At 64.6% G+C, this 15,714-nt stretch carries 15 protein-coding genes; 6 read left to right on the top strand and 9 right to left on the bottom strand.

Annotation, left to right across the window (positions count from 1 at the left end):
• Nucleotides 1-12 precede the first annotated feature (12 nt).
• The gene (locus U5A65_RS29325; protein WP_321936697.1) at nucleotides 13-1,041 is read right to left on the bottom strand and encodes a helix-turn-helix domain-containing protein; all 1,029 of its coding nucleotides are present in this window, start codon (nucleotides 1,039-1,041) and stop codon (nucleotides 13-15) included.
• Nucleotides 1,042-1,227: 186 nt separating this feature from the next.
• On the opposite strand from U5A65_RS29325, the gene U5A65_RS29320 reads away from it, so the two are divergent.
• Nucleotides 1,228-2,373 carry a peptidyl-alpha-hydroxyglycine alpha-amidating lyase family protein gene (locus U5A65_RS29320; RefSeq protein WP_321948672.1) on the top strand — a complete coding sequence of 382 codons (1,146 nt, stop codon included), beginning with the start codon at nucleotides 1,228-1,230 and terminating at the stop codon, nucleotides 2,371-2,373.
• A gap of 21 nt (nucleotides 2,374-2,394) precedes the next feature.
• Here U5A65_RS29320 and U5A65_RS29315 read toward each other — a convergent pair whose 3' ends face one another.
• Nucleotides 2,395-3,213, bottom strand: a complete 819-nt coding sequence (locus U5A65_RS29315; RefSeq protein WP_321948671.1) for a DeoR/GlpR family DNA-binding transcription regulator — start codon at nucleotides 3,211-3,213, stop codon at nucleotides 2,395-2,397.
• A 31-nt stretch (nucleotides 3,214-3,244) separates the two neighbouring features.
• Between U5A65_RS29315 and U5A65_RS29310 the strand changes: the two genes are divergently transcribed.
• The 3 genes from U5A65_RS29310 to U5A65_RS29300 are packed head-to-tail and all read left to right on the top strand — an operon-like array spanning nucleotide 3,245 to nucleotide 4,532.
• Entirely contained in the window at nucleotides 3,245-3,850 is a 606-nt protein-coding gene (locus tag U5A65_RS29310; protein ID WP_321936694.1) for an NUDIX domain-containing protein, read from the top strand.
• The gene (locus U5A65_RS29305) at nucleotides 3,847-4,254 is read left to right on the top strand and encodes a DUF4406 domain-containing protein (RefSeq protein ID WP_321936693.1); all 408 of its coding nucleotides are present in this window, start codon (nucleotides 3,847-3,849) and stop codon (nucleotides 4,252-4,254) included. Before U5A65_RS29310 ends, U5A65_RS29305 begins: the two co-directional genes overlap by 4 nt.
• A complete protein-coding gene (locus U5A65_RS29300) occupies nucleotides 4,236-4,532 on the top strand; it encodes a YciI family protein (RefSeq protein WP_321936692.1) in 297 nt (98 codons plus the stop codon). The genes U5A65_RS29305 and U5A65_RS29300 overlap by 19 nt, the downstream gene beginning before the upstream one ends.
• 20 nt (nucleotides 4,533-4,552) lie before the next feature.
• On the opposite strand, the gene U5A65_RS29295 is transcribed toward U5A65_RS29300, so the two are convergent.
• From U5A65_RS29295 to U5A65_RS29265, 7 genes are all read right to left on the bottom strand, one after another.
• A complete protein-coding gene (locus U5A65_RS29295; protein WP_321914021.1) occupies nucleotides 4,553-5,356 on the bottom strand; it encodes an FRG domain-containing protein in 804 nt (267 codons plus the stop codon).
• Between the two features lie 122 nt (nucleotides 5,357-5,478).
• Entirely contained in the window at nucleotides 5,479-5,976 is a 498-nt protein-coding gene (locus U5A65_RS29290; RefSeq protein WP_321948670.1) for a pyridoxamine 5'-phosphate oxidase family protein, read from the bottom strand.
• A 95-nt stretch (nucleotides 5,977-6,071) separates the two neighbouring features.
• The gene (locus U5A65_RS29285) at nucleotides 6,072-6,923 is read right to left on the bottom strand and encodes a carbohydrate ABC transporter permease (protein WP_321914023.1); all 852 of its coding nucleotides are present in this window, start codon (nucleotides 6,921-6,923) and stop codon (nucleotides 6,072-6,074) included.
• Nucleotides 6,924-6,944: 21 nt separating this feature from the next.
• Complete coding sequence (locus U5A65_RS29280) at nucleotides 6,945-7,844, bottom strand: sugar ABC transporter permease (protein WP_321914155.1); 900 nt, start codon at nucleotides 7,842-7,844, stop codon at nucleotides 6,945-6,947.
• Nucleotides 7,845-7,993: 149 nt separating this feature from the next.
• Entirely contained in the window at nucleotides 7,994-9,256 is a 1,263-nt protein-coding gene (locus tag U5A65_RS29275; RefSeq protein WP_321914024.1) for an ABC transporter substrate-binding protein, read from the bottom strand.
• Nucleotides 9,257-9,357: 101 nt separating this feature from the next.
• The gene (locus tag U5A65_RS29270; protein WP_321948669.1) at nucleotides 9,358-11,364 is read right to left on the bottom strand and encodes a beta-galactosidase; all 2,007 of its coding nucleotides are present in this window, start codon (nucleotides 11,362-11,364) and stop codon (nucleotides 9,358-9,360) included.
• A 23-nt stretch (nucleotides 11,365-11,387) separates the two neighbouring features.
• Nucleotides 11,388-12,560, bottom strand: coding sequence for a sn-glycerol-3-phosphate ABC transporter ATP-binding protein UgpC (locus U5A65_RS29265; protein ID WP_321948668.1), 1,173 nt, complete (start codon nucleotides 12,558-12,560; stop codon nucleotides 11,388-11,390).
• Nucleotides 12,561-12,749: 189 nt separating this feature from the next.
• On the opposite strand from U5A65_RS29265, the gene U5A65_RS29260 reads away from it, so the two are divergent.
• Both U5A65_RS29260 and U5A65_RS29255 read left to right on the top strand, forming a co-directional pair.
• On the top strand, nucleotides 12,750-13,781 hold the full coding sequence (locus tag U5A65_RS29260) for a LacI family DNA-binding transcriptional regulator (RefSeq protein WP_321914027.1): 1,032 nt from the start codon (nucleotides 12,750-12,752) through the stop codon (nucleotides 13,779-13,781).
• A 165-nt stretch (nucleotides 13,782-13,946) separates the two neighbouring features.
• Nucleotides 13,947-15,704: a methyl-accepting chemotaxis protein gene (locus U5A65_RS29255; protein ID WP_321948667.1), complete on the top strand. Its 1,758-nt coding sequence runs from the start codon at nucleotides 13,947-13,949 to the stop codon at nucleotides 15,702-15,704.
• Nucleotides 15,705-15,714: the final 10 nt, after the last annotated feature.

Raw genomic sequence — 15,714 nt, 5'->3', positions numbered from 1 at the left:
TGCGTTTCATGCTCAACGCATCAAGGCCATCCAGTAGCGCCAGTCGTCCACGCCGGACTCTTTCGCGAGTTCGGTCTCGCCATTGAGCGCCAGCATACGTACCGCGCGTGGCGAGAGGCCAATCGAGCGGCGAAATGCGCGCGTGAAATTCGCGGCATCGGTAAATCCATGGGCGGCGGCAATATCGGCAATCGACATGCTGCGTCGCGCCGGGTCGGCGAGCATGGCGCGGCAACGCCGCAAGCGGCGCTCGCGCACGTAGGTCGCGAAGCCGCCCTCCTGCTCGAAAAGCCGGTACAGCGTGGCGCGCGACATGCCGAATGTGCGCGCAACCCGCTCCGCGCTTAAGTGCGGATCGGTCAGGCGCTTCTCCACATACCGGCATATCGATACGAACGCGCATTCCTGCACCGCCGGCATGTGTTCCGGGCTCACGCTCGCATTGAGCGCGCTGGCCGCGAGCTGAAGCGTGGCAGGCAAGACGGCCTGGGCGTTGGCGAGCGTCATTTGCGGGGCGTGCCGGTAAAGCGCGCCCAGATGCTCGCGCAGCAGCGCGACCGTGGGATCGGCACCGCGAATCACACGCATGCCCTGCTGGTCAGGCGCATGCAGCAAAGGTGCGAGCAAGCGCCGCGGCACCGCCAGATTCAGGAATTCGCTTTGGGTGGTTTCGGTCGCGAGCGGCTGCGCCGCGTCGACGATGAACATGTCGCCCGGTTGCGTACACCCTTCCGGACCGCCGTCGCGCACCCGGCATTGGCCGCCTAGATAGAACTGCAGAACATATTGATCGTGGCCATCGCGCCCGATCTTCGCGTTCGAGCGGTCGTAGCGCTGCGCGCCCGTGCGTATCGAACCCAGCACTACATCGCCGAACAGGTAGCCGCTCACGGCGGAGCCAAAACCGGCATCGCGCGATTCGGCCGTCTGCGTGTCGAAGAGGACGTTCACCGCCTCTCGCCACGCGGAAAACTGCTGATCGCGTGGCAAGACACTCGTATCGAACGCGGAATGCGGCAGGGAATTTGGCGTTGGGCTCATGGGCCACCTCGGTATGCGAAATGACTACGGAATCGGAATCCTCCACTCGATTACTGCGCTATCGGTTGCGCGCGCATATTCTTTAGGGTGCGCGCGGCAATGTTTGCGGTCAGTTCACGGAACGCCCCGCGCGGGTTGCAGTGCACAACGTTCGCCACCATCTTCGAACAAGAGGAGAAAGGTCCGATGAGCCCGCTTCATTCGCTTCATTCCGTTGGCTGTCCATGCTGCGGCGGCCTTCTGCAGGGTGCCTTCACGCGTCGCCAGTTCCTCGCGGCAACCGCCGCCCTCGCCGCCGCGCCGGCCTTCGGCCAGACGCAAACGGTTCCGTCCATTGCTTACGATTCCATTCCCAACCCGGTTCGGCTACCGGTGGACATGTATTTCGGGGAATGTTCGGGCGTCGCGGTAAATTCGCGCGGGCACATTTTCGTGCTCTCGCGCGGCAATAGCACCGGGCCGGCCTACGGCGCCGCAGCAGCGCAATTGCTCGAATTTGCGGCGGATGGACGGTTTGTCAGGGAAATTGGCCACAACCTGTACGCGTGGTCGTTCGCGCACACCGTGAAGATCGACCGGCAGGACAACATCTGGGTGACGGACAAGGGCTCGGACATGATCATCAAGTTCACGCCGGATGGCCGCGTGGCGATGGTGTTCGGCCGCAAGCAGGAAGCCGCGGACGAAGAAACCGGACCGCTCAAGCATCCGAACCCGCCCTTGCCTTCCGAGCCCGGACGCTTTCGCCAGGTCACCGACGTCGCCTGGGACGCCGCAGGCAACACCTACATCAGCGACGGTTATATCAACTCACGTGTGGCGAAGGTCGACAAGGACGGCAACTGGCTCAAGTCATGGGGCGACCGCGGCACCGGGCCCGGACAGTTCCATACGCCACACAGCATTGCCGTTGATGCGCAGGACCGCATTTATTTGGCAGACCGAAGCAACCGGCGCATCCAGGTGTTCGACACGGACGGCAAGTTTCTGAAGCAATTCACGATCGACGTGCCGGTGCCGCCGGGCGCGCGGCCCGCCATCGGCAACGTGCCGGACGAAGCGACGATCGCCGCGGGCACGTTCGCGCCGGGGTCGCCCTGGGCGATCTGCATCTCGCCGGGTCCCGATCAGGTGCTGTACAGCTCCGACGCGTTCCCTGGGCGCATCTACAAGTTGAGCCTCGATGGCGAGTTGCTCGGCGTATTGGGCGAATCGGGCAAGCAGTTGAAGCAATTCGGCTGGATCCACGAAATGGCGTGCCCCGCGAAGAACGTGCTCTTCGTCGCCGAACTGCTGAACTGGCGCGTGCAGAAGCTGGTGCTTCACGCTTAACCTGACGGCGCGCTCATGCACTCAAGCGCGCACCACCGTCACGCCCGCCGCCTCGATTGGCTCGGTCAGTTTCGCATCCGTCGAGCGCTCGACGACGATAGTCTGCGCCATGCCGATCGGACCGATGCAGTAGGGTGAGGCGGCATTGAGCTTCGCCGCCGAGGCCAACACGACCGTTTCCGCGGCGCGCGCGGCCAGTGCGCGCTTTACATAGGATTCCTCGAAATCTCCGGTGCTGAGCCCCGCTTGCGCGTGAACGCCCGTCACGCCCATGAAGTACAGGTCCGCATGAATGTGCGCAATCGCCTCCACGGCCGCCGCGCCCACCGTGACCACCGAGTGCTTGTACAGCTTCCCGCCGATCAGCACGACTTCGATGGTGGGATGCTCCGCGAGCGCGACCGCCACACCGGGGCTATGCGTGACGACGGTCGCCTGCAGGTCGCGCGGCAGACACTCGACTAGCAGCGCGGAGGTCGTCCCGCCATCGACGATCGCCACCTGCCCCGGCGCGATCATGCCTGCGGCCTTTTGCGCAATGCGCCGCTTGGCCGCCACCTCCATGCCACGCCGCTCGGCAATGGGCGCCACGGCCGGCGAGGCCGGCAGCGCGCCGCCGTGCACGCGCTGCAACAGGCCTTCGGCCGCCAGTTCGCGCAGATCGCGCCGCACCGTGTCCTCGGAAACGCCGAACTTCGCGCTCAGTTCGCCGGCGAGCACCTGGCCTTCGCGTTTAAGGGCTTCGAGTATCGCTTTCTTTCGTTGATCTGTGAGCATGAGAATCGCACCAACGCGTTTGCACGAATTTTCTTGATTTTGCACGAAACTGCACGATACCATGAATGGCGCATCCTGACCAATGGGGAACGAGATGACGGTAATTGCAACGAAAGACCGTGTGCGGATGATCGAAACCACCGTGCTGTCCGACGACTGGTATGTGCTGCGCAAGGTGACCTTCGACTTCCTGCGCAGCAACGGCAAATGGCAACGCCAAAGCCGCGAAACCTACGATCGCGGCAATGGCGCGACCATCTTGCTGCACGACCCCCAAAGCGGCAACGTCGTGCTCACGCGGCAATTTCGCATGCCGACCTTCGTCAACGGGCACGACGGCATGATGATCGAGGCGCCAGGCGGCCTGCTCGACGACGCCGCGCCCGACGAGCGCATTCGCGCCGAAGTCGAGGAAGAAACCGGCTATCGCGTGCGCAATCTGCGCAAGGTATTCGAGGCGTACATGAGCCCGGGCTCCGTGACCGAGAAGCTTTACTTCTACCTGGGCGAATACGACCCCGCCGAGCGGCCCGGCGCGGGCGGCGGCGTCGAGGAGGAAGGCGAGGATCTGGAAGTGGTCGAAGTGCCGCTTGACGAAGCGCTACGGATGATCGAGCGCGGCGAGATCGTGGACGGCAAAACGATCATGCTGCTGCAGCACGCTGCGTTGCGCGCAACACGCAAAGAGGTCGCGGCATGACGCCTCAACTCATTCTGATTGCGGGACCGTGGCGCGGCGGCACCCACGGCGACCCGGCGCTCATGGCCGCGAACCTCGCCAGGCTCGAAGCCGCCGCACTGGACGTTTTCCGCCTCGGCCATACGCCGATCGTTGGCGAATGGCTGTCGCTTCCCCTCGCCGCCCAGGCGGGCTCGAAATACGTTGGCGACGCCATCAGCGAGGCGTTCCTGTATCCGGCGGCCCACCGCATGATCGCGCATTGCGATGCCGTGCTTCGCATACCTGGCGACTCGCGCGGCGCCGACGCCGATGTTGCGGTTGCCCGTGAGGCCGGCAAGCACGTGTATTTCAACCTGGCTGAGATACCATACGCGTCTTCCGCGCTCTCCAATCAGGCACCGCCATGTACATCGTTTCCCTGACCTACACTGCCCCGCTCGAGCGCATCGACGACGCCCTTCCCGCGCATCGCGCCTACCTCGATGCGCAGTTCGAAGCGGGCAACTTCATTGCCGCCGGTCCGAAAATGCCGCGCGACGGCGGCGTGATCATCGCCTCGCATATGCCGCGCGAGCGGCTCGATGCGCTGCTCGCCGACGATCCGTTTGCGCAGCAAGGCGTCGCCGGCTACGAAGTGACGGAATTCAAGGCCACGCGCCTCGCGCCCGGCCTCAATCTGCCGCGTCCCGAAACGCCGTGAACGCGGCCGTTGCGGGTTTTTCAGCTCGTTGAGCCCGCAATCGGCGCCACCATGCCCGACCAGACGATCTCCAGCTCCACGGCAATGGATCGCGCGAGCCCGTCGAGCCCCGGAAACAGCGACGCATTCGTGATGTTCATGCGGTAGAGCCACTTCATCGCATCCATGCGGATGCGCTCGGGCAGCACGATCTTGTGCAGCAGCTCCTCGTGGCTCTCGTAGCCTTCGAGGATGGCCTGCAACGGCTTGTCGATCACGCCCGGCACGACGAAGGTGCCCGACTGCGCGACGAGCCGGTCGTCCATCTCCGTGGGCTCGCCCGACCAGAGAATTTCGTTCGTGTTGCTAAAGAAGTAGCGTTCGAAGTTGTCGTGCGCGCGCGGGTCGATCACGTCGCGAGTCAGCGTGGGATTGGTCTTGGGCAACGCGCGGCTGTTCCAGAGCGCGGGCGTGTTCAGCGCGTAGACGGCCGCGTCGCCGGTTGCGCGCTCCAACGCGAAAAAGGCCGCGACGAACGGACTCTTGGTGAAATCGAGCAGCCGTGTAGGCGCGCCGTGGTGCTGCATCAGCGCGAGGCAGCGCAGATCGTCCTTGAGCAGGTCCGGGTGCGCGAGAAAGTTGTGCGCCTTGCGGCGAAATACGCGAATGGCGCGCTCCTCGCGCTGGCGCCATTGCAGCCGGTCGCCCACGTAGTCGCGCATGTAGCGCGTGAGCGAGCTTTCGAGGTGCCACTGCGCGTTCTGCTGGCCGCGAAACGCCCAGCCGTCGAGCTGCGTCGTCAGCGCCATGAACTGCTGCCAGTCTGTGAGTACCGTGGTCTGCATCGTTGTTCCGGTAGCGTTTGTTCTTGCGTGGCGACGGGCCATGAAGCGCGCGCCCCGCAGAACACGCTAGCACATCGACAGTGACAACATCACGAAGCTTTCGCCGCGCGCTTCATGCGAACTCAGGCAAATGCACGCAGCATCGCGATCTGCTCGCGCCAGCGCGTCAGCACCTGCTCGGGCTCGTAGAGCCGGAACGTCACGCCGCTCAACACCTCGGCATATTTCGCGCGATGCTCGGTGACAGACTCGATTTCCACGCGAAATACGCTCAGTTCGAGCACCGTTTGCCGCTGCGCCACGGCGCGCGAGCGTGCGCGTATCTCCAGCAGCGCGCCGTCATGCACGAGCGAGAGCGTGAGGCGTGCGTCGCGCACGAGATTGGCGGTGGTGCTGGAGCGCGGCCAGACGGCGATCAGCAGCGTGGTGCCGTTCACGGCCAGGATCTCGCCCGCGCTCAGTTGCGCGCCGTGCGGCCAGCCGTCCTCGCTTACGGTCGAAAGGCGGATCGCATCGGAAAGGTGCGCTTCGAGGTGGTCGCCGTCGAATTCGCGCACGAGCGCGGCGGGCAGTTGCGTGGCGGGCTGGATGGGCCGCGGGGTCGGTTCGTTGTGCTGCATGGGGCGTTCCTTGCGGGCGTGACTTGCGTCGGGTCTCCCGAAATTGGACCGTAGCGCCGCGCCGAAGTCAAATCGCCCCGCCTTTCATCAACCGTTCAGCCCTTGGTCGCGCCGAACGTGAGCCCCGCCACGAAGTGCTTTTGCATCGCGAAGAACATCATCACCGAAGGCAGGGCCGCGAGCACCGATCCCGCCGAAACGAGGTTCCATGCCGTCGTCCACTGCCCCTTGAGGGCCGCAACGCCCACGGTGATCGGCGCGGCGTCGTCGCCCTGGGTCAGGCACAGCGCCCAGAAGTAGTCGTTCCACACGAACGTGAACACGAGAATGGCAAGCGCGGCGAGCGCCGGTCGAATGAGCGGCAGCACGATGCGCACGAACACGGTCCATTCGTTCGCGCCCTCGATGCGCGCGGCCTCGACGAGTTCGAACGGCAGTTGCTTGATGAAGTTACGCAGGAAAAGTGCGCAAAAGCCGGTCTGAAACGAAAGATGAAACAGGATCAGCCCGCCCACCGTGTTGTAGAGCCCGAGCTTGAGCGTGAGATCGCGCACCGGAATCATCAGCACCTGGATCGGCACGAAGTTGCCCGCCACGAAAGTCGCGAACAGTGCCGAATTGCCCGGAAAGCGGTAGATGGCCAACGCATAGCCCGCCAGCGCCGCGAGCGCAATGGCACCGGCCACGGCGGGCAGCGTGATCTGCACGCTGTTCCAGAAGTAATGCAGCATGGGCGAAGTCGTGAGCGCGTCGCGATAGTTCTCGATCATCGCGAAGTGCTTCGGCCAGCCCCAGTAGTTGCCCTCGCTCAGCTCTTCGGTGGAACGTACTGAGGTGACCAGCACCGCAATGAGCGGCAGCAGCCAGATGATGAGCGCCACGGGCAGCGAGAGTTTGTACAGGCGGCGCGACGCGGGCTTCCATTTGTCGACCGGAATCGGAAACATGTGCGGCTCCTCGTGGCGGATTCAGTGCTCGCTGCGCAGCAGGCGGCGCAGGTGATAGACGATATAGAGCAGCATGATCGCGAACAGCACGACGGCAATCGCGGCCGAATAACCGAGCCGGTAGTATTTGATTGCCTGGTCGTACATGTAGTACGCGAGCACCGTCGAGCTTTCGAACGGGCCGCCGCCCGTCATCACGGAGATGAGGTCGAAGCTGCGCAGCGCGCCAATGACCGTGACCACCACGGCCATGAACGTGACGGGGCGCAGCTGCGGCAGGATCACGTGCCAAAGCATGGTCCAGCCCTTCGCGCCTTCCATGCGCGCGGCCTCGATCTGCTCGCTGTTGAGCGTTGTGAGGCCGGTGAGATAAAGGATCATGCAGTACGCGGTTTGCGGCCAGAGCGCCGCGAAGATGATGCCGGGCGTGGCGTAATTCGGGTCGCCGAGCACGGGTATGCCGCGGCCCAGCATGAGCGCGAGCAGGCCGAACGTGGGGTCGTAAAACCACGAGTAGATGAGGCCCACCACCACGCCCGAAAGCACGAATGGCGCGAAGAACAGCGACTTGACGATGCGAATGCCGCCCACCGCCTGGTTGAGGTACAGCGCGATCGCGAGGCCCATGGGCGGCGCGAGCAGGAACAGCACCAGCCAGATCACGTTGTTCTTGAGCGCCGTGTAGAACGTGGGCGCGTGGAACAGCTCGACGTAGTTGGCGAGGCCCACGAAGCTCGCTTCGGTCATGCCGTCCCAGTTGTAGAGCGACAGACGCAGCGTGGAGAGAATCGGCCAGATCACATAGACCGCGAACATGATGACCGCGGGCGCGAGAAAGAGGCACGCGGCACGGCGCTGGCGCCGTGCGGTGGGCGACACGCGGCGGCGCGGTTGAATGCCCCGCCCGCTTGCGTGCGGCATGCCGCCGTTCTCGCCACCCGCCGGTGCGGTTGCGTCCGCGCGATGCGCAACGGTGTGAGTCACTGCCTGTCTCACGGCAAAAACCTCCTGTCTACCTGCACGTAGGGCAGACGGCGCAAGCATGCATCGCCCGCCCCACTTCGAACTCCTTACTTCTTGTAGATCCGCTGACGCGTCTGCTCCAGCTGCGCAAGAATCGAGTCCAGCTTCGTCGGATCGGACACGAACTGCTGCATGCCCTTCATGCCTTCGTCGGCCATTTCCTTCGTCATGTCGCGATCATAAAACTGCGCAATGCCGCCCTTCGTGTTCGAAAGAATCTGGAAGCCGATCTTCGAAATCGGGTCTTCCGGCTCCGGCGACTTGCTGTTGGCCGAAAGCGAGCCCAGGCCCTTCGCGAGTTGCGCGCCCACTTCCGGCGTCTCCGCAAACGCGAGGAACGCACGCGCATCGGCCTTGTTCTTCGCCTTGCCCGGGATATGCAGCGATTCGACCGGGCCATCTTCGGCGGTCGGCACGTTCGGGTCGATGATCGGGAACTGGAAGTAACCCATCTGCTGCTTGACCGTCGGGCTGAAGCCGCCCGTGATGAAGGTGCCCATGAGCATCATCGCGGCCTTGCCCTGGAACAGGAACGGCTGCGCCGCATCCAGATCGTACGAGAGCGAATTGGCGATGAAATCGCCGTCGTCGAGCAGTTGCTTCCACGTGACGTAGACCTTCTTCACGCGCGGGTCGGTGTACGGGACTTCGCCCGCCATGAGCTTCTGGTGGAACGCGTTGCCGTTCAGGCGCAGGTCCAGATAATCGAACCAGCCGGCCAGCGTCCACGCGTCGCGACCAGCCACCGCGATCGGCGTGATGCCGGCGGCTTTGAGCTTCTTGCAGGCGTCGAGGAATTCATTCCACGTCTTCGGCTCGCTCTTGATGCCCACCTTGTCGAACAGGTCCTTGCGATAGAACATGCCCCACGAGTAATACACGGTGGGCGCGGCGTACTGCTTGCCCTGGTAGGACGAGGCCTCCTTCGTCGAGGCGTACATGCTGTCCCAGTTGTTCTTCTTCCAGTCGTCCGAAAGGTCCGCGAACAGGCCGCGCTTCGCGTAGTAGGCCATGCGCTCACCGTCGTGCCAGTTCACGATGTCGGGCGGCGCGGTCGTGAGCCAGTTCGGCAACTGCACCTTGTAGGCTTCCTCGTCGACGAACGACACCTTCACGTCGGTGCCGGGGTGCGTTTTCTTGAACTCGTCGATCACCTGCTCCCACACGGCGCGCTGGCTTGCGCCCTTGTAGGCAATATTCATTTCGAGCGTGCCGGCCTGCGCTGCGCTTGCGAACGTGCCTGCAAGCGCGCCCGCCGCCAGCGTCGCCGCAACGAGCAGGGTGCGTGGTCTGAAGGTCTTGCCGATCATGCGTGTCTCCTTGGTTATACGTCGTTGTCGATGCTGCATCGGAAGGAACTGCGCAATGCGTCTGTTTCTCGTCCCGGCTTCTCGTCCCGGCTTCTCGTGCATTACGAACGGTAGGCGCTCACGCCCTGCGGTTCTATCGTACGCGAGCCGACTACGATTGCCTCGTCGGGAATATCCGCAGAAAGCGTGTGCGTGCCCGGCCCATAGTTGAATACCCAGGTGAAGCCGCCGCGCCGGCTCACGCGTATTGCGTCGCCGAGCGACTGCGGCATAAGTCCCGCTTCGCGCGCCACACGCGCAAAGAGCGCCTGCGTGCTCGCCTCGTCGAACAGGCTGGCCAGGTAGTGGACCGCGCCGCTCTTCACATAGGCGGGATGGCCGTCGCTGAACGTCGCGCGCACTTCCGGCACGGCCCATTCGCTTTCGCCGGCGACGCTCACCACCGCACCGAGTTCGATCAGATCGCGCCAGTGGCGCGCGTGGCCTTCGTGCGCGTCGTCCATGTCGAAGCGCACCGGCTCGCTGATATTGGGCCGCAACGACTCCACGCGCCACACGCGCAGCGGCAGCAACGCCGCGAGCGGCCCCGGCGGCAGGTTGGCGGGAATCTGCAAGTCGACGGTTTTCGAACCCGTACGCGGCCCGATCACCACTTGCGCGCCCGAACTGACGAGGCGCTGCGCGAAGTCGTCGGGGACAATGGGCAGCGGCGGCACGACCACGAGACGGTAACCGTCGAGCGGCGCGTGCACCGAAACGATATCCACATCGAAGCCGAGCGCGCGCAGCGCCGAGTAGTACTCCACAGCAAAGCGCGGATAGTGGAAGTCGGCGCCCTGCGGATGAATCTCGAAGAGCCACTTCGCCTCGTAGTCGAGCACAAGCGCAACGGGCGTCTTCACGTCGAAGTCGCGGCCGCCCTTTGCCGCCGCGAGCACGGCCTCGATTTCCTCGGCCACGCGTGCCGCCTCCGCACTGCCAAGGTCGGGGCGGTTGTCAGGCGTATTCAGGCCCGCGTGCATCTGCTCCTGCGCAAACGGCGCCTGGCGCCAGCGGAAATACGATACACAGCCCGCGCCATGCGCGAAGGCTTCCCAGCTCCAGAGGCGCACCATGCCGGGCAGCGGCGCGGGGTTCCAGTGCGCCCAGTTCACCGGGCCGGGCTGCTGCTCCATGACCCAGAACGGCAGCTTCGACATGCCGCGATACACATCGTGATTGAACGAGGCGAAGTCCGGGTGCCCCGTGCGCAGATAGCGCGCCTTGACCTCGGGCGCGAACCACTGCTGATCGAGCGCGCCCAGCGGATAGCTGTCCCACGTCGCGACGTCGAGATCGGCGGCAACCTTGTAGTGGTCAAACTCCATGAAGAGCTGCATGAAGTTGTGCGCGATGGGCCGCCCCGGCGAATGCGCGCGCAGGATATCCACCTGCATGCGGTTGTAGCGGCGCACTTCATCGGAAGCGAAGCGCTGGTAGTCGAGCCGGTGCGACGGATGCGCCTCGGTCACGGTGCCAACGGGCGCGTCGATTTCGTCGAAGCTGCGGTACTCCATGCTCCAGAACACCGTGCCCCAGGCGGTATTGAGCACGTCGATACTGCCGTAGCGCGCCTTGAGCCATTCGCGAAAGCGTTGCACCGCCGCGGGCGCATAGCTGACCACCGTTTGATGGCAACCGTACTCGTTATCGGTTTGCCAGTACGCCACAGCCGGATGCTGGCCATAACGCGCCGCAACCGCCTCGCAGATGCGCCGCGATGCCTCGTAGTACACCGGCGACGAAAAATCGTAATGCCGCCGCGAGCCGAATCCGCGCACGCGGCCATCGGCGCCCACGGGGAGAATCTCGGGATGCCGGTCGATCAGCCACTTGGGCGGTGTGGCCGTGGGCGTGCACATCACCACTTGCAGGCCAGCGGCGCCGAGCGTGTCGATGGCGCGATCGAGCCAGCCCCAGTCGAACTCGCCGGGCGTGGGCTCGATGCGGCTCCACGCGAACTCGGCGATCCGCACCTGCGCAATGCCGAGCGCCTTCATGCGCGCGGCGTCGTCTTTCCACATGGCCTCCGGCCAGTGCTCGGGGTAGTAGCAAACTCCAAGACGCATGCCTGTGTCCTCGTTTGTTGTTTTCATGCGGGTTGATCGGCGGTGGCGAGCGGCGCAACGGCGAAACCGTCTTCCGCAAACAGATGGCAGGCGTTGGCGCTCGCACGGAACTGCGCGGCGTCGCCGCTAGCTAGCCGTGCGTCGCCGGGCGCCTTGGCGACGAGCACCGCGCCGCCGGGCTGATCGAGGTGCACGTAACTGTGCTCGCCCAGTTCCTCGACCAGCGTGATGGCACGCGTGATCGTCAAGGCATCCTGATCATTGCCCGACGTGCGTGGCACAACCCCTTGCCCCACCAGTTCGAGATGCTCGGGCCGCACGCCGAAGGTAACAGGCGAGCCCACAGCAAGCCGCGCGCCCTGCACCGGCAGCCGCAGCGTTTCGCCGCTTCCGTCGAGCGCGATGCTCACGCCGTTCGCCTCGATGGCCGTCACGCGCGCCGGCAGAAAATTCATACGCGGCGAGCCGATGAAGCCCGCCACGAAGCGGCTCGCGGGCCGATGATAAAGCTCGAGCGGCGCGCCGACCTGGGCGATGCTGCCGTATCGTTCGGTATCCTTACCGCTGTGCAGAAGAACGATCTTGTCGGCGAGCGTCATCGCCTCGATCTGATCGTGCGTCACGTACACCACGCTCGCCTGCTCGAACTGCCGATGCAGGCGTGCAATCTCGATACGCGTCTGGCCGCGCAACGTTGCGTCGAGATTGGAAAGCGGCTCGTCGAACAGGAACACGCCGGGCTCGCGAACGATCGCGCGGCCAATCGCCACGCGCTGCCGCTGGCCGCCCGAAAGCGCCTTGGGGTGGCGCTCGAGCAGCGCTTCGAGTTGAAGAATGCGCGCAGCTTCGCGCACCTTGCGATCGATCTCGGCCTTCGGCGTTTTCGCGAGCTTCAGGCCGAACGCCATGTTCTCGTACACGGTCATGTGCGGGAACAGCGCGTAGCTCTGAAACACCATGGCCACGCCGCGCTGCGCGGCGGGCACGTCGTTCACGAGCTTGCCGCCGATCGAAATATCGCCGTCGGTCACGTCTTCCAGGCCCGCGATCATGCGCAGCAGCGTGGACTTGCCGCAGCCCGATGGGCCGAGAAATACACAGAACTCGTTCCTGCCGATCTCCAGATCGACGTTGCGAATCACCGGCGCATTCTCGCCGTATGCCTTCTGAACGCCGCGCAACGAAATGCTCGCCATCGTCCCGTCTCCATGTTCTAATCGGCACGACACGGAGATTAAGCGCTTAATCAGCAGGCCATAAAAAAGCGATCGCGTGTGCGATCTGGCTGCCTTGTCTCCGGTAATCGTTTTGATTGTCGGGCCAATGTTGCAGTGCCCGTCACAATCATGCAAATGTTGAATCGCCTTCCCATATTTTGAGATCGCATGCCGACCCTCAACGAAGTCGCGCGCCGCGCCGGTGTGACGCCCGCCACCGTCTCGAACGTCTTGCGCGAGCGCGGCCGCGTGGGCGAAGCCACGCGCCAGCGTGTGCTCGAAGCAGTCGAGGCGCTCGGCTATCGCCCGCATTTGTCGGCGCGCGCGCTCGCCGAAGGGCGGCCGCCGACCATCGCGCTCATGGTGTCGAGCATCGCGAACCCGTTCTACCCGGAGTTCGCGCTCGCCGTTGAAAATGCGCTGCGGCGCAGTGGGCGCTTTCTCATCATCTGCAATACGGACGGCGACCCGCAAACGGGCCGCGCCTACCTCGAACAGATCGCGGGCACGCTCTCGGCGGGCGTGCTCGTGATGAACGCCAATCTCGACTTCTCCGACCTGCGCGCCACCGTGCGGCGCGGCGCGCCGGTCGTGCTGTGCATGTGGGAGCGCCCGCTCGACCCGCCTGGCCTGCCGTGCGTGGCCGTGGATTTCCGCCGCGCGGGGGAGCTTGCCGCACAGCATTTGCTGACGCTTGGGCATCGGCGCATTGGCGCGATCGTCGGCAGCAAGGTTTCCGGCATCCATGCGGCGCGCTATGACGGCTTCGTCGCGGCCATGCAGGCGGCCGGGCTCGACGGCGCGGGCGCGCCCGTGCGTTATGCGCCGGACACGACGCAAGGCGGCTACGCGGCCACGAGCGAATTGCTGGCGCGGCACCCCGACCTCACCGCAATCTTCGCGACCAACGACCTGCCCGCGCTCGGCGCGATGCAGGCCGCCGCCGATCTCGGCCTTCACGTGCCGCGCGAGCTTTCGGTGGTCGGGATCACCGATATTCAGCTTGCGCGCGAATCGCGGCCCGCGCTCACGACCGTTGCGGTCGCAACGATCGAGGCGGCGGAACTGGCCGTCGAGTTGCTGACGGAGCTAGTCGAAGCGCCCGATTCGGCTGCGGGCGCGGCTGCACGCGTGTGCGTGGTCTCGTCGCCGCGGCTGGTCGTGCGGGCTTCTACGGCTGCGCCGCGAGCGAAAGCTTGACGAAAGAATCAACACACGCAAACCGCATCCAGCGCAAAGAACCAATAAGCAAATTTAAGGTTCCGTTCCAACCATCCGTTAAACACGATGGCGCTGCACCTGTGCATCGCTACGAAAAAAACAATCGAAGATGGCTGGAGAATAACGAACGTGAAGCGAATAACGTTGAATCAGAAAGCCTGGAGCATCGTCGGGCTGCTTTGGATCTCGCTCGTCGTGATGGTGGTGGCCAACGCCTTTATGACGCGCTCGGGCATGGTGACGGACCGCAAGAACCTGGTGGAGCAGGAAACGCAAACCGCACTGGGCGCGGTCTCGTACTACCAGAAAGAAGCGGACGCCGGCCATATGAGCGCCGACGACGCGAAGCGTCTCGCCATCGCCACACTGCGCGGCATGCGCTACGGCGACGACAAGAGCGGCTACTTCGGCATTTACGACAGCAACGCCATGGCGCTGCTCGTGCCGCCGAAGCCTGAAATGGAAGGCAAGAGCCAGGCGGACCTGACGGACCCGCGCGGCACGCATGTGGCGCTCGAGATCGTCAAAAGCTCGTCCGCGGGCGGCGACGGCTACAGCAGCTACTGGTGGCCGAAGCCGGGCAAGAGCGCGCCGGTCGAAAAAATCAGCTATTCGGTCCTCGTGCCGGGCTGGGACTGGCACCTCTTCACCGGCATCTATACCGACGATATCGACGACGCCTTCCGCAGCGCGCTGATCAGCAATCTCCTGCTCGTGACGGTGATCGGCGCAGCCGTGACGCTCGGCCTCATGTGGCTCATCCGCACGATCCGGCAAAGCCTTGGCGGCGAGCCGGAATATGCCTCGCAGATCTGCCAGCGCATTGCCGAAGGCGATCTCACGGCGCATGTGAACCTCGCGCCCGGCGACCAGCACAGCCTGCTCCACTCGATGCAGCAGATGCAGCGCCAGCTGGTCGAAACCGTGCATCGCATCCAGACTTCGGCCGAATCGATCACGACGGGTGCCAAGGAAATCGCTGCCGGCAACCTGGACCTTTCCTCGCGCACCGAGGAACAAGCCGCCTCGCTCGAAGAAACGGCCGCCAGCATCGAGGAACTCACGACCACGGTCAAGCACAACACCGACAACGCGCGCCAGGGCAATACGCTCGCCGTGAACGCATCGGAAGTCGCCGCGCGCGGCGGCGAAGTCGTGCGCCGCGTGGTCGAAACGATGAACGAGATTTCGAGCAGCTCGCAGCGCGTGGAGCAGATCATCGGCGTGATCGACGGCATTGCCTTCCAGACCAATATCCTCGCGCTCAACGCGGCCGTGGAAGCGGCGCGCGCCGGCGACCAGGGCCGTGGCTTCGCCGTCGTGGCGGGCGAGGTGCGCAGCCTCGCGCAGCGCAGCGCGACAGCCGCCAAGGAGATCAAGGACCTGATCGGGCAGTCGGTCACGCAAGTATCGGAAGGCACCAGGCTCGTTGACGAAGCGGGTAAGACGATCGACGAGGTGGTGATTTCGGCACGCCGCGTGGCTGACCTGATGGGCGAAATCGCAGCGGCTTCCGAGGAGCAGCACACCGGCATCGAGCAGGTGAACCGCGCCGTCGCGCAGATGGACGAAGTGACGCAGCAGAATGCGGCGCTCGTGGAAGAAGCATCGGCCGCGGCGCAGTCGATGGCGGCGCAGTCCAATGGGTTGCGCGAGGTCGTGACAGTGTTCCGGGTCGGGGCGCAGGCTGAGCCGGCGCTTGCTTCAACGGTTAGAGCGCCTGCTCAAAGCGCGCGTGCCGTGCGCCCGGCAGCACCGCTCAAGCGCCCTGCCCCTGCCCGTGCTGCGAAGGCAGTGGAAACCACGCCGGCACCCAAGACCACGAACGCAGCGGCAAAGGCGGCAACGGCCAGCCCCGCGACCACCGCGTCCAACGAAACCGCAGACTGGGAAACGTTCTAGGCGCGGCCTG

It is taken from the genome of Paraburkholderia sp. J10-1 (assembly GCF_905220165.1).
Classification (GTDB): Bacteria; Pseudomonadota; Gammaproteobacteria; order Burkholderiales; family Burkholderiaceae; genus Paraburkholderia.
Note: the sequence above shows the minus strand (reverse complement) of the source record. Positions and strands in the feature narration are given on the sequence as shown.